The organism is Actinomadura violacea (assembly GCF_017573465.1).
Taxonomy (GTDB): Bacteria; Actinomycetota; Actinomycetes; order Streptosporangiales; family Streptosporangiaceae; genus Spirillospora; species Spirillospora violacea.
The window spans coordinates 34,930-47,787 of sequence record NZ_JAGEPF010000031.1 but is presented as its reverse complement, the minus strand read 5'-3'; the positions used below and the strand labels follow the sequence as shown (position 1 = coordinate 47,787).

Sequence of the window (12,858 nt, the reverse complement as noted above, 5' to 3'; positions counted from 1 at the left end):
GGACGGCGGGCGCACGCTCGAAGCGCCGTCGATCACCAAAGCCGGCAGCTCGGCGGTACCGCCCCGAGGAGGGTCAGAAGGATTTCGGGGGTCAGGGAGCCGTCAGACCTGCGGTGAGGAACGAGATGACGGTGCCGGTTTCCGGTGGCGTGCTCGCGGCGGCGGGTGTGGGGGTGAGCGGATGCCCGTAGATATCCAGGAGGAGGGTGAAGGCCAGCCGCCACCGATCGGCGATCTCGCGTGCCGGCAGTTCGGGCATGGCGCGGGCGAGCATCACCTCGAACGGCACCTGGCTGAACCAGGGGGACACGCTCGACGGCCGTAGGCCGGGAAGCACGAAGCGGGCCAGCAGGTGGCACAGCATCCGGCCCTTGGCCGTCGTGGACAGCTCCTCGAACGGCTCGACGATCGCCGCCACCAGAGCGTTGACCTCGGGGCCCGGTCCGCGATCCGGGTCGGTCGCCGAACGCTCGGCGATCGTTTCCAGCCGCTCGGCCCACAGGGGCAGCAACTCCCGTTCCAGCAGTGCCGTGACGAGCCCCTCCCGCGATCCGAAGTGGTAGTGCACCGCGCCCGGGTTCAGCCCGGCCGCGGAGTTGATCGCTCGGACCGACACCTGCTCGGCCCCCTTCTCCAGGAAGAGGCGTTCGGCGGCGTCGAGGAGGCGGTCGCGGGTGGTCGTGGGGACGGCTGGCATGACCACATTGCATCACATAGGCTGCAATCAGCATTCAATCAGTGATTGAAAGTCGATTGAAGGGACGTCTGGGCTCATGGGAACGTTCGCCGTGACAGGATCCGCCTCCGGCATGGGCGCCGCGAGCGCCGGGCTGCTCAGGAACGCGGGACACACCGTGATCGGTGTCGACCTCCACGGCGCGGACGTCGTGGCCGACCTCGGTACGGACGAGGGGCGGCGCACGGCGGTCCAGGAGATCCTCGCCGCCGCCGGCGGCGTGCTCGACGGCGTCGCCGCCATCGCCGGGGTCGGGCCGAACATGCGCGACGCGGCCGCCGTCATGTCGATCAACTACTTCGGCCCGGTGGCGTTGCTGGAGGGCCTGCGCCCGGCGCTGGTGCGTTCGGGGGCCGGCCGTGCCGTGGTGATCGGGTCGAATTCGGCGACGACCGTGCCTCTGATCGACGAGGACCTGGCGGAGTTCGCGCTGGCCGGCGACGAGGAAGCCGCCCGCGAACGCGCCCGCGCCGTGCAGAGCGCCATGCCCCCGGAGGTCATCGAGATGGCACCCAGCGTCGGCGCCTATGCCACGTCCAAGTTCGCCCTGGCCCGCTGGGTACGTCGTACCGCCGTCCAGGCCGATTGGGCGCGGCGCGGAGTGCTGCTGAACGCGATCGCCCCCGGTGCCGTGCTCACGCCGCTCATGCTCGGTTCGACCGGCACGGCCGCCGAGACGGATCCCGACGAGTTCCCGACGCCGATGCCGCTGGGCGTCTTCGGCCATCCGGAGGACATCGCGTTCTGGGTGCACCAGTTCCTCAAGCCGGAGGCCCGTTTCACCACCGGGGCGGTCCTGTTCGTCGACGGCGGCACCGACGCCGCCATGCGCCCCGACGCCCAGCCGACCGCGATGACCCTCTGACCACCTCCAGGAGGACGACGTGACCACCACCGACGCGACCACCCCGGACGTGTTCGAGCCCGCCCGGCTCGGGCCGCTGACCCTGCGCAACCGCATCATCAAGTCCGCCACCTTCGAAGGCATGACCAAAGGCGCGCTGGTCTCCGACGACCTGATCGAGTTCCATCGCCGGCACGCCGCGGGCGGCGTCGGGATGACCACCATGGCCTACTGCGCGGTGGCCCCCGAAGGAAGGACCGAGCGCGACCAGGTCTGGATGCGCCCCGAGGCCCTGCCCGGCCTGCGCCGCCTCACCGACACCGTCCACGCCGAAGGCGCCGCGGCGTCCGCCCAGATCGGGCACGCCGGACCGGTCGCCAACGGAAAGTCCAACGGCGTCCCCGCCCTGGCGCCGTCCGCCTCGTTCAGCCCGATGAGCATGCAGCGCATCCGCCGCGCCACCGCCGCCGACATCGAACGCATCGCCAACGCGCACGGCGAGGCCGCGAAGCTGGCGATCGAGGCGGGCTTCGACGCGGTCGAGATCCACCTCGGGCACAACTACTTCGCCAGCTCGTTCCTCAGCCCGAAGATCAACAAGAGGCGGGACGGGTTCGGCGGCTCGCTGGCCAACCGGGCCAAGGTCGCCCTCGGCGCCGCGCGCGCCGTCCGCGACGCCGTCGGCGACCGCATCGCGATCCTGGCCAAGCTCAACATGGACGACGGCGTCCCGGGCGGGTTCTGGCTCGACGAGAGCCTCCAGGTCGCCCGCTGGCTGGAGCGGGACGGCAGCGTCGACGCCTTGGAACTGACCGCCGGAAGCTCCCTGCTGAACCCGATGTACCTGTTCCGCGGCGACGCGCCCGTCCGCGAGTTCGCCGCGACGTTCGGGCAGCCGCTGCGCCTAGGCATCAACCTGGTCGGCGACCGCTTCATCCGCGCCTACCCCTATCAGGAGGCGTTCCTGCTGGACAGTGCCCGCCAGTTCCGCGCCGCGCTGGACCTGCCGCTGGTGCTGCTGGGCGGCATCACCCAGCGCTCAACGATGGACCTGGCCATGGCGGAGGGCTTCGAGTTCGTCGCGATGGCGCGCGCACTGCTGCGCGAACCCGACCTCATCAACCGCATCAAGAAGGAGCCCGACACCCGCTCGCTGTGCATCCACTGCAACAAGTGCATGCCGACGATCTTCAGCCGAACCCACTGCGTCATCGCCTGACCGGCCGGGGACGTGAGCGGCGGAGCCGCCCGGCCGGCCCGGGATCCGTCACCGGGCCGGCCAGACCTGATCGCACACCTTTTCCTGGAACTGCCGGCGGGTCAGAAGAGCAGGGTGACCCAGGAGCGCCAGCCGTCGTTCGCGTCGACCATGCTGAACGGGCCGTTCCCGCCCTCGGAGTAGTACTCCCACCAGGCGTAACCGAGACCCTTGGACTTGTAGAGTGCGACCTTGTCCTTGATGTACTGGTCATGGCCGGTAAGGCCGTTGCCGATGCCGAACTCGCCGATCCAGATCGGCAGCCCTTCGGCTTGTGCCATGTCGAGCTGGACCTGCAGATGGGTGGCGAGCGCGGTCTTGTTCGCCGGGTCGTAGCCGGTCGACCCATCGGACGGATTGGGAACCAGCCCGAGCCCGGTGTCGTCGTCGTAGCCGTTCGTGTAGCCGCCCTTAGGATCCCCGTTGTAATAGTCGTGAACGGACCAGATCAGATTGCCGCGGTCGGTCGGAGTGAACGACGAAAACGACGAGGCAGGCACCTTCGCGTCGCCGTACGACGGTTCCAGCATGATGTTGGTGGCGCCGTCCTTGGCCCGGATCGCATTGACGATCCGGGTGTAGTCGGACAGCAGCCGCGCGGACTTCGTGGACGAGCGGAACGGCTCGTTGACCGGGTCGTACGCAGCGACCGCGGGCTCGTCCCGGTACCGGTTGGCGATGGTCTGCAGGAAGCCCAGGCCGTTCTGGACGACCGCGTCCAGGCCCTCGACGGAACCGTCGTCCGTGGGCGTCACCCGCGCCCACTGCGGCACGTGCTCCTGGCCGTCGGGGCTCCCCGACATGTGAATGCAGTCGAGAATGACGTACAGCCCGGCGGACTTGGCCCGCGTCACCGCCGTCGCGAGGGTGGAGAACGCCGTCTCGTTCCACTCCCCTTCGGTCGGCTGGAACATGTCCCAGAAAAGGACCATGCGGACCGAGGTGAAACCCTTCGCTTTGATCGAGTCGTAGGTCGCCTGGTCCCAGGTGTCGGTGTCGTATGCGTCCCAGAGCGGCTGGATGTTGGGGCCGATGAGCTGATGCGGGGTTCCGGCCGGGTCGACGAACGCGTGTGAGGACGTGGCGTGCAGCCGCGTCGTCACGGCGGCGTCCTGGAGGGCCGGCTGGCGGGCAGGGGCGGCGTCCGCCGTTCCGGCGGCTCCGACCGTCATGAGAAGCGTGGCTAAGGCGAGCCCGACCGATCGGCGCATGGACGTCCTTCCTCTCCAGGTGATCGAATCCGCGAGGATCCTATGTCGGTCTCCCCTATCCAGGCTCCGGAGCGCAAAAGCGTTGAAACGCTCTTGTGCCGCCGCACAGGCGCACATCGAAGCGGGCTCGGAAGGATCGCCGTGGCGGCAGCGCCGCGATGAGCAAGAGCACGTCACCCCTCGATCGCGAGCAGGGCGTGGTGACGCCGGATCGGTCCCGAGCGGCCGGTGCCTCGGCGACGTCCGGGCCGTGGATCAGGTAGTCCTCCGTGAGATGGCACGCCACCGCGAACGGCGGCAGGCGTCCCCCGCCGCACGCCGTGCCGTTGTCTGCTCTGGCTAGTTGGGCCGCGGGGCGAAGATGCGGAAGGTGTCAAGCATCAGGCGGTTCGGCCCGGCCGCAAGTTCACCGTCGGGCTGGTGGAACATCCAGGTCGGGCCATCCCCCTCGAAGCCGATCGTCGCGAAAGCTCGCGTGGCGCCCTCATCCACAGGGCGCATCAGCACCCTGGTCCAGAACCCGGCCAAGGCTGCCGCATCGCGGCAGTCAAAGGAGTACATGCCGACCTTCATGCCGTCCCCACCGGGCATAGGACACGTCCTTCCGATCGGGTCTTCAGGACGACCAATGTGAACACCAGAACTCATCGTGCTCTCTGACTCGAGGTCGTGACAGCGGCCCCGGCGCCCTAACGACCAAGAGCCCTCACCTGTCTCCTGCCGCCGTACGTGAGGCATCCCCATCGAGGTCAAGGCACCTGTAGGTCGCGCTGGCAACAAGCCTGAGGCATCGGTCGATCTTGACCGCTAAGGTCGGTGGAACTTGATCGCCAGGTCGCTACGGAGTACGGGTCCCAGCGGGCGGCGCGCTGTCACCGACCCTGAAGCAAGCCATTGATCGAAGTTCTGACACCGATTCGCAAGATAAGGGTCAGGCAGGCATACATCCCCGAGGTGCGAGCGGTTCTGCCTGACGGGGACACATGTGTGGTCGTTGACGCCTATGGCCGATTGTTCAGCGTCTCGCTGTCCACCGGTGACGCGGTCGGAGTGGAGTCGGGTTCGGTGGGGGTCTCCAGGCTTTCGGTGACCCCAGATGGTCGGCTGATGGCCACGAGCATGCATACCTTCGGCGAGTACGGCATCCGGATCTGGGACGTGGCGAGCTGGACGGTGGCCACGGAGTTGCCTGGGCACAGCCATCCGATCCTGGCGGTGTCGGCGGTGGGTCAGGTCGTGGTCACGGCGGCCGCGGACGGTACGCGAGTGTGGGATTTGAACGACGGATCCTGCAGGTTCACGCTGCCGGGCACAGAAGAGGTCAAGTGGATCTCGATGACCCACGACGAGCGCCATGTGGTCACGATGAGCTCGGATCGTTCGATCGTGCTCTGGGATCTGTGGACAGGCGCGCCGATTCGGACGCTGCGGACCCCCGACTCCCGGGTTCCGGATTTGAGTTCGCCCGCGAGTGACAGCGGCGTCTGGATCCGAACCGTTTTGGCGGACTCGATACGCGGTCATGTGCTGGCGGCCGACGGTCAACTGTGCGTGGGCGGCCTCGACGGGCGGTGTCCCCTGACCGACTGGGAGACGATCCCCCGGCACAACAGGGTGAACATGATCCCGGGAAAGGACATGGTGCACACATGCGTGGCGGCGCTGAATCCGGCGGACGGGACCATCGCCGTCGATTACGGCGGACGCGTATACCTCCTGGATCACGGCGGGCAACCGCTCGCAGTGATGGGGCCGGAACCGGGGCCGGGCTGGATACCGGTGAGCACCATGACCTTTGCGCCGGACGGCCGGCTGGTGTGCTCCTTCCCCGGCGCCTTCGCGGCCGTGGATGTATGGCCGGCGCTTTCAGAGCTCACGGAATGAGCGAGCCGCGCTTACCGGCGAAGCCACAACTGATCACTCATCAACACGACGACTCGACGATCAGGGGCGTTGCTCAAACTCATCGACAAACGTTGGCGCTACACGCGGACGAAACCACGGGCGGCGAGTGCGGAAACACCGCCCCCCGTCAGGGGGGCAGGCCAACAGGGGACCCGCTAGCCCGTCGGCCGCGCATAACGCGATTTATGTGCTGGCTCGGAGCGCCCCCGGCGACTACCCCGGAAGGCCCCGGACCGTGCGGACGGTCCGGGGCCGATCGGGGCGCTACGCAAACGCAGCTTGTGCCGGCCGAGGGCGCGGGCCCACCGCTCGTGCGCGGACTGGTGGGTCATCGTGCAGCCGTGGGAACGGTGCCTGGGCCCCTCGACCTGCTCGGCGGCCGGCCCGCCCCGGAGATCTACACCGCGTGCAGGCGTCGGCGTCCTGTCGCACGGCACCGAAGGCACAGGTCACAGCGCGAGCAGCGTGCGATGGGCGATGCTGGTGTCCCGCAGCGGTTTGAGTGCCAGACGCACCAGGGCCAGGGCGTTGTCGTCGCCGGCGATGCGGTTGGCGCTGAGCTCGCCGCAGGACAGGCACTGGTGGATGATCACCCACTCGCCGTCAGGCCGTACCGACATGCTCAGGGCTTCCATCCGGCCGTGGCAGTGGGCGGCCCGGTCGCCGGGGATGCGCCGGTCGACGTGCCGGCTGGCCAGGCAGTTCGGGCAGTGATTGCGGTGGGTGGTGCCGGGTGCGTCCAAGGACACCTCCAGCCGGCAGCCCACGCAGCGGAAGTCATGTCCCCGGTGGCCACCCTGGCCGTGCAGGACGTTCTTATGCCGCTGCGGCCTGCGTGCCCGCTGCCGTCCGCCGGGCTTCTTGCGTCGTGGCATGGGCAGTTCCCTCCTTCCGCAGCGCGGTTCACAGGTCGCCGAACGCTTCGAGCGGGAACGGTGGTTGCGCCAGCGGCCGCACGGCCATGCGCATCAAGATGAGCTGATTGTCGTCCGCGCAGACGGGGTTGGAGGTCAGCTCGTCGCAGCGCACGCAGCGGTGGATGACCATCCAGTCGCCGGTGCGCAGCACGGCGATGGAGATCGGTGTCATCTGGCCGTGGCAGTCGTTGGGACCGCCCTCGACGTGGTCGAGAAGGTGCTGGGAGCGCAGGCACGCCGGACAGTGATTGCGCCGTGTGCCGTCAGTGGCCAAGGTGGACACCGTCAGACCGCACCACGCGCACGTGAAGGTGTCGACCTTGAGGGTGTTGTGCGGGGTGCTCAATGAAGGCTTGTTGCGGGTGGACACCCGGGGTGCTCCTTGCTGAGAGGTCTTTGATGACAGCAAGAGCAGGCCGAGCGGCCTCGATGGAAAAGCGACCAGCCTCGTGCGCCCGGGCATGCCCATAGGCGCGGAGTGTGAAGGCTGAGTCAGGGCACCGGAGACTCACGTCCGGTCACCGTCCAGCGGGGACGGTAACGACGGACAGACGTTACGCGGTGCAGCGAGGCGCGCTCAGCGCGGGCCGGGTCACAAAAATCTCTTTTCTAGGGCAGACAGCCCGGAGCAGACCGAAAGAACTCCGGCAGAGTAACAACCGCTCTGCGGTGGGCGCCAATGAATTAATCCGAGCCAGGCCCCGGGTGATGACTGTCCCGCGAGCGATCCCGCGGCCCGCCGGCGGACGTGATCCCGCCGTTTGCGCCGGGTGACAGAGTTCTTACCGGCACCTCGAGTAACAAGTCTGCGTCCGGGAGGACTGTGGTGCGGTGGGCGGTGGTGCGGCCGGGGTCGCCGGTGATGGCGCGCCGCTCGGGGCGGCCGCCGTAGGAGCCGCAGCTGATGTCTCACCGTGGGGGTGCAGCGTCCATTGCCCGTCCTCGTACTCGGCGAGGGTCTGGGTGAGGCGCCACCCGTCCGGCAGCCCGTCGACTGGCATGTCGGTGTGCGAGGTGCGCTCGCGGTGCCGCCGCACCAGCGCGGCGACCGCCCGCGCCCGAGTCCGCAGGTGGTGGTCGATCAGGTGGCTCCCCGTCCCGTGGCCCTCGTCGTCGGTGTCCGCTGCGGCTACGTCGACGACCGCGTCCTGGTCATCATCTTGGACGTCATCGGGTCTCGTGGCGGCCTGCCGGTTGCCGGGCGAGGTCGGTGAAGTCGTCGCAGATGCCCACCGTGAGCGGGTCGTGGCTTTCCACCGAGAACCCGGCGCGGAGCACGACGCGGACCTGCCCGGCCTCCCAGTCCCGTGCAGACCACAACGGACGCGCGTTCACCGCGTACCCGAACTCCGTCCCCTTGGTTGATAACGCGGAAGTGTTCGGGACGGTTACGTGCGGAGGTAGAGGTGCTGAGGTCAACAGCACCCAACAAATCATGCAAACACCCAACCCGCCCGACATGCTCGATCTCGACGCTCTCGTCCGCGAGCTGGGAGAGGTCAGGTACTTCCTGACCGACCCCGACCCGAACTACGACGCTGAGTTCGTGGCCGATCTGCGCCGGCGCATGGTGAACCTGGTCGTCCAGCTGGCCGGGCCGCTCGCGGAGATCGTCGACGAGGTCGGCGGCCTCGTGCGTGCGGTGCGGTCGGACGGCGACACCAAGCTCGCCGAACTCGACTACCGGAACCTGTCGGGGCTTCTCAGGCTGTTCGACGGCCTGTGGAAGAGCACCACCACATGGGGGAACGCCGAGCAGAACGACCCCTCCCCCCAGGGCGCCGCCCGCAGGGTGAACACCCTGCTGGCGCTGACCGACCTGGCCGACCAGCTCAGCTAGCCCTCACTGGACGGCCCCCAACAAAGAGCGCGGCCCTCGGCCGCGCTCTTACCCTTTCGTGGGCAGCGGCCTCCCGCGCGAGGACAGCAGCTCGTCGAACCGTGAATGAGGCCACCTTCCGAAGGCCCGCGCTGGGCACCGACGGGCCCGCTTGAAACCGACACCCCCGACGGCAGCATCAACACCCTGAAGTGGAGGCAGCCGGAACACGCGGGAAAGGGATCGTGAGGTCGCGTTGTAGCTGGTTGGAGCGAGGATGCAACGACGTTCGGGCGTCGGTGGCGTAGTGGTGTTGGGCCGCGGTCAGTCCTGGTCCGCGGCGTCGGCGGCTTGCGCGAGGTGTTCGGCTTGGCAGTCGGCGCACCGCCCGTGCCAGTTGTGGGCCTGGGAGGCCACGGCTTCCAGCGCCCGTCATCGGCTCCCCGCACTCCAGGCAGCGCCGCCGCCGCTCTCCTTGTGCTGGCGCGGCGGGGCCTGCCTGGCCGGAGGGCGGACCGCCGGCAATTCCTCGTCGTAGGGGTGGGTCTCGATCCGGTAGCCGGCCTCGGTCAGAACCTGAGCGGCACGGGCGCGCGTTGCCGACTGCACGGCGGGTTCATGAAGTCGTCGCAGACGTCAACGGTGAGCGGGTCGTGGCTCTCCAGCGAGAACCTGGCGCGGGTGGGGAACTCCGCGTGCCCGCGGTGGGCAGCACGACGCGGACCTGCTCGGCCTTTCAGTCCCGGCCCGACCACAGCGGTCCCGCGTCCATTGCGTATTCGAACTCCGGCCCTTCTTCCTGCTCATCGAGCAGGGGCACTCTTCCTTCGCTCTTCGGGGGACTCGTCGGTGGGGCGCGCGCCGGTCGCCAGCTGACGACCAGCGCGGCAGGCCAGCTCACTCTGCCGTGAGCGACCGGCCACGGTCACGCCTTTCGGGCGAGTTGGACGAGACCGGTCTGGCAGGCGATGACGACGAGTTGGGCGCGGTCGCGGGCGCCGAGTTTGTCATGGCGCGTTGTTGGTGTGGGTGCGGATGGTGTTGGCGCCGACCACGTGTTTGGCGGCGAGGTCGGGGGCGGCGCAGATGGTCTCGGTCGCGGCCAGGCGTCGACGACTGGCCTGCGGATATCCATGACGACCACGTCGGGCACATCATCATCGTTACCCGACGGCCAAGCCTTCGCCGCCGTCCTATCGTCAGCGAGGTCGTCGAACCATGCTCGGCGGCCGCCGAGGGTGTTCAGTTTCTCCAGGAGCTTGCGGGCGAGGCCCTCGACTGCGGGTTCGGTGGCGCGCTCGGTGTCGTCGGTGGTTGCGTCGGCGGGCTGGGTCTTGGTCTGGCCGCAGAACGAGGCGTAGCGTACGGAACCCCCCGGGGATTTCTTTGGCGCACGCGCGGCGCTAGATCCCCTGGTTACAGCGGGGAGCGGCGGGCTGGGCGAGGCGAAGTGCCGTTTCTGCTCGCGCGCTCGGCGGGCAGCCCCCTCGTGGACCGGTACGGCGGCGCCGCCGTCGTCCGGATCGTCCTGCTGATCGAGGCGACGGGACTGGCCGTCCTCACGACCGCGGCGTCCGCGCCCGCCGCGCTCACCGGCGTCGCCGTCACCGGCGCGGGGCTCGGCCTCGTCTACCCCTGCACCACCACGATCACACTCGGCCGCACGAAAGCGCTGCGGCCCGGCGCCGCGGTCGGCACGATGACGTCCTTCTGGGACCTCGGCATCCTCGCCGCCGGGCCACTCGGCGGCCAGATCGCCGCCCACCTCGGCTACCGGACCGCCTTCGCCGCCGCCATCGCCGCCACCCTCGGCGCCCTCGCGACCACCTCGGCCCCGCCCCCGGCGGTCTGGCGGCGCCTCCTCGGCGGCGGCAGTCTTGAGGTATGCGCTTCGCGAAGTGGGTCCTCGGTGCGGTATGGATCGGTTCTTGGTATCTGATGTACCTGGAGATCACGCGCTGGCGCCACGTGAAGCCATCGCTGGCGTTCAACTCAGATCCCGCCCCTGGGACCGGTCTCCGGCCACGTCCGGGTCTGCCGCTCATACTGCTCTATATCGCCTGCGTGGCGGCCCCGTTGGCGACCGTGACCGGGTTGGTGAGGCGCATCCGCGCGCGTCGAGCCGAAGCGGGGGCCGGTCGCGGTTAGATGGTGGCGATCCAGCAGGCCGGATCGTGGACTGACTGGGGCGGGACGGAGACGACGACGTCGTGGGCGTCGTCGCCGGTGTCCTCGGCGACCTCCTCGGCCCGCGCCTGGTCGTCGAGGGCGGGCGGTTCGCTCGACGCCGGTGAGGTGGTCATGGCGAGTTCCTGGCATGCAGTTCGGCTGCGGAGCGGCCGACGGCGGATTTCTAGGGGAGTCACCAGAAGACCCGTTCGCGCAGGGGTTGGCTGTGAAGAGCTTGCCCAGGCCGGCGGCGGGGATGGAGCTGTCGCTGCGGCGGGCGGGCTTGCAGCGCTGGAGCCAGCGGGTGGTGTTGGTGGCCAGGACATCGGTGCAGGCGGTGAAGGAGGTGGTCGCGGACAGGTGCCGATTCCAGGTGGCGGCGGCCGTGGTGTTCCTGCGGTCCATCACAGCGGGGGTGGGCGCTGCGGCGGGGCTGGCTCCGTCGCAGATGTCGATCGGGCGGGCGAGCGTCTCATCATTGTCGGCGCACGTTGAGGGGTGGCGGATCGAGCCCAGGTGGCGGTCGACTGCGTCCGCGAGGGTGCATGAGACGGTCGAGTTGGGGCGGCCAGGGGATCCGCGAGGCGGTCAGGCCAGGCGGACTCCCCCGGCGAACGGGCGGCCGGCGATCGGGGCGATCTTGACGACGTCGCCGGTCTGCGGGGCGTGGACCATGTTGCCGTTGCCGATGTACATGCCCATGTGATGAAGGTCGCTGTAGAAGAAGACCAGGTCACCGGGCTTGAGCTGGCTCTGGCTCACATGGGTCCCGGCGCTGTACTGGCTGCCGGTGTAGTGGCCGAGGCTGATGCCGACCTGAGCGTAGGCGTACAGGGTGAGGCCGGAGCAGTCGAAGCCCTTGATGTTGGCGCCCTGCGCGGTGCCGTAGCTCGGGCCGGACGCGGTGCCGCCGCCCCAGGAGTAGGGAACTCCGAGCTGGCTCAGCGCGGCTCGTACCGCTCCCATCGCCTTGGCCGAAGCACCGCCGGAGCTCACGTTGGGGATGGAGCCCGGGCGCGAGCCCGTGCCGGAGTAGGTCCCCAGCTGACGTTCGACCTTCTTGAGCTTGGCCTGGAGCTCCTGGCGTTTCTTCTTCGCCTCGTCGGTCAGCCGGCGGACCTGGCTCGCGCGCGCTTCGGCGGCCTTGCGGGCGCGCTCGGCGCCTTGCATGGTCTGCAGCAGCTGAAGGATGCGCGTGTTGTCCTGGCCGGCGAAGTAGTTGAGCGCCGCTGACCGGTCCAGCACGGCCTGCGGGTCGTCGGCCGAGGCGAAACTGACCGCCGGGTCGACCGGGCCGTTCTTGTAGGCGTCCGCGGCGAGCTTCGCGATCCGGTCGCGCGCCTCGGCCAGCGTCTTCTGCTGGCGGTCGGCACCGGCCTTGGCGACCGTGGCGGCCTTCTGGGCCTGCCGCAGCCGCTCCCGGAGCCCGTTGTACTGCTCGCTGAGCTTCTCGGCCTCGTCGGCGAGCTTCTTCTGCTGCGCCGTCAGCTCCTTGCGGGTGGGCTTCGGCTTCGCCTCGGCGGGCGCTGGCGCCAGAAGTCCGACCGAGAGCACGACCGAGGCCGTCAAGGCGGTGCTCGTGATGATCCGGCGGCGGGCTGACGTGGTGATATCGGCAGCTCGTCGCTGCATGCGTTGTCCTCTCCAGTGACGCCTACCGGGTCAGCTGACGGGTTCGGGCCGGAGTCGCCCTACCGTCCCGGCGGGACGGATTCACCCCTGAAGATCGGGTCCCCGGTTCCCGGGACGGCGTCCGCGGGATTCGGCGCGGCCATCGGCCGCCCCCGGCGGGGACGCGTCACCGTGACCTCCTACGTAGCGTAGGAGGTAGTGGGTCGATACGCCACCCAAGTAGCACATTTCACTCCAGCCCCGCCCTGCACACGGGGGCAGCCAGGATGCGCTTTGACTCGTGTGACCAGCGAAGATGACAGATCCGCCGCGGCGGTCTCCATGGCTCTTTGCAACAACCGTCCGCATGAATGCAGCCCCTCGGATT

At 69.0% G+C, this 12,858-nt stretch carries 13 protein-coding genes and 1 riboswitch; of the genes, 5 read left to right on the top strand and 8 right to left on the bottom strand.

What is annotated here, in order from left to right:
* Positions 1-91: 91 nt before the first annotated feature.
* Positions 92-697 carry a TetR/AcrR family transcriptional regulator gene (locus J4709_RS40740; RefSeq protein WP_208249945.1) on the bottom strand — a complete coding sequence of 202 codons (606 nt, stop codon included), beginning with the start codon at positions 695-697 and terminating at the stop codon, positions 92-94.
* A 91-nt stretch (positions 698-788) separates the two neighbouring features.
* Between J4709_RS40740 and J4709_RS40735 the strand changes: the two genes are divergently transcribed.
* Positions 789-1,601, top strand: a complete 813-nt coding sequence (locus J4709_RS40735) for an SDR family oxidoreductase (RefSeq protein ID WP_307802001.1) — start codon at positions 789-791, stop codon at positions 1,599-1,601.
* Between the two features lie 19 nt (positions 1,602-1,620).
* Positions 1,621-2,799, top strand: a complete 1,179-nt coding sequence (locus J4709_RS55930; RefSeq protein ID WP_208249941.1) for an NADH:flavin oxidoreductase — start codon at positions 1,621-1,623, stop codon at positions 2,797-2,799.
* A gap of 101 nt (positions 2,800-2,900) precedes the next feature.
* Here the strand turns inward: J4709_RS55930 and J4709_RS40725 are convergent, their stop codons facing one another.
* On the bottom strand, positions 2,901-4,010 hold the full coding sequence (locus J4709_RS40725; protein WP_208249939.1) for a glycoside hydrolase family 5 protein: 1,110 nt from the start codon (positions 4,008-4,010) through the stop codon (positions 2,901-2,903).
* 378 nt (positions 4,011-4,388) lie between these two features.
* Positions 4,389-4,640: a VOC family protein gene (locus tag J4709_RS40720; RefSeq protein WP_208249937.1), complete on the bottom strand. Its 252-nt coding sequence runs from the start codon at positions 4,638-4,640 to the stop codon at positions 4,389-4,391.
* 396 nt (positions 4,641-5,036) lie between these two features.
* Between J4709_RS40720 and J4709_RS40715 the strand changes: the two genes are divergently transcribed.
* Complete coding sequence (locus tag J4709_RS40715; protein WP_208249936.1) at positions 5,037-5,933, top strand: WD40 repeat domain-containing protein; 897 nt, start codon at positions 5,037-5,039, stop codon at positions 5,931-5,933.
* Positions 5,934-6,403: 470 nt separating this feature from the next.
* Here the strand turns inward: J4709_RS40715 and J4709_RS40710 are convergent, their stop codons facing one another.
* From J4709_RS40710 to J4709_RS40700, 3 genes are all read right to left on the bottom strand, one after another.
* Positions 6,404-6,829 carry an RNHCP domain-containing protein gene (locus J4709_RS40710; protein WP_208249934.1) on the bottom strand — a complete coding sequence of 142 codons (426 nt, stop codon included), beginning with the start codon at positions 6,827-6,829 and terminating at the stop codon, positions 6,404-6,406.
* 28 nt (positions 6,830-6,857) lie between these two features.
* Positions 6,858-7,241, bottom strand: coding sequence for an RNHCP domain-containing protein (locus tag J4709_RS40705; RefSeq protein ID WP_307802000.1), 384 nt, complete (start codon positions 7,239-7,241; stop codon positions 6,858-6,860).
* 797 nt (positions 7,242-8,038) lie between these two features.
* Positions 8,039-8,206: a hypothetical protein gene (locus J4709_RS40700; protein ID WP_208249932.1), complete on the bottom strand. Its 168-nt coding sequence runs from the start codon at positions 8,204-8,206 to the stop codon at positions 8,039-8,041.
* Between the two features lie 100 nt (positions 8,207-8,306).
* Here J4709_RS40700 and J4709_RS40695 point away from each other — a divergent pair, with 100 nt between their 5' ends.
* Complete coding sequence (locus J4709_RS40695) at positions 8,307-8,711, top strand: hypothetical protein (protein WP_208249930.1); 405 nt, start codon at positions 8,307-8,309, stop codon at positions 8,709-8,711.
* A gap of 1,429 nt (positions 8,712-10,140) precedes the next feature.
* A complete protein-coding gene (locus J4709_RS40690) occupies positions 10,141-10,629 on the top strand; it encodes an MFS transporter (protein ID WP_208249927.1) in 489 nt (162 codons plus the stop codon).
* A gap of 205 nt (positions 10,630-10,834) precedes the next feature.
* Here the strand turns inward: J4709_RS40690 and J4709_RS40685 are convergent, their stop codons facing one another.
* The gene (locus tag J4709_RS40685; RefSeq protein ID WP_208249924.1) at positions 10,835-10,993 is read right to left on the bottom strand and encodes a hypothetical protein; all 159 of its coding nucleotides are present in this window, start codon (positions 10,991-10,993) and stop codon (positions 10,835-10,837) included.
* Positions 10,994-11,447: 454 nt separating this feature from the next.
* Positions 11,448-12,491 carry an NlpC/P60 family protein gene (locus J4709_RS40680; protein ID WP_208249922.1) on the bottom strand — a complete coding sequence of 348 codons (1,044 nt, stop codon included), beginning with the start codon at positions 12,489-12,491 and terminating at the stop codon, positions 11,448-11,450.
* 3 nt (positions 12,492-12,494) lie between these two features.
* A riboswitch (cyclic di-AMP (ydaO/yuaA leader) is annotated at positions 12,495-12,637 on the bottom strand.
* Between the last annotated feature and the right edge of the window lie 221 nt (positions 12,638-12,858).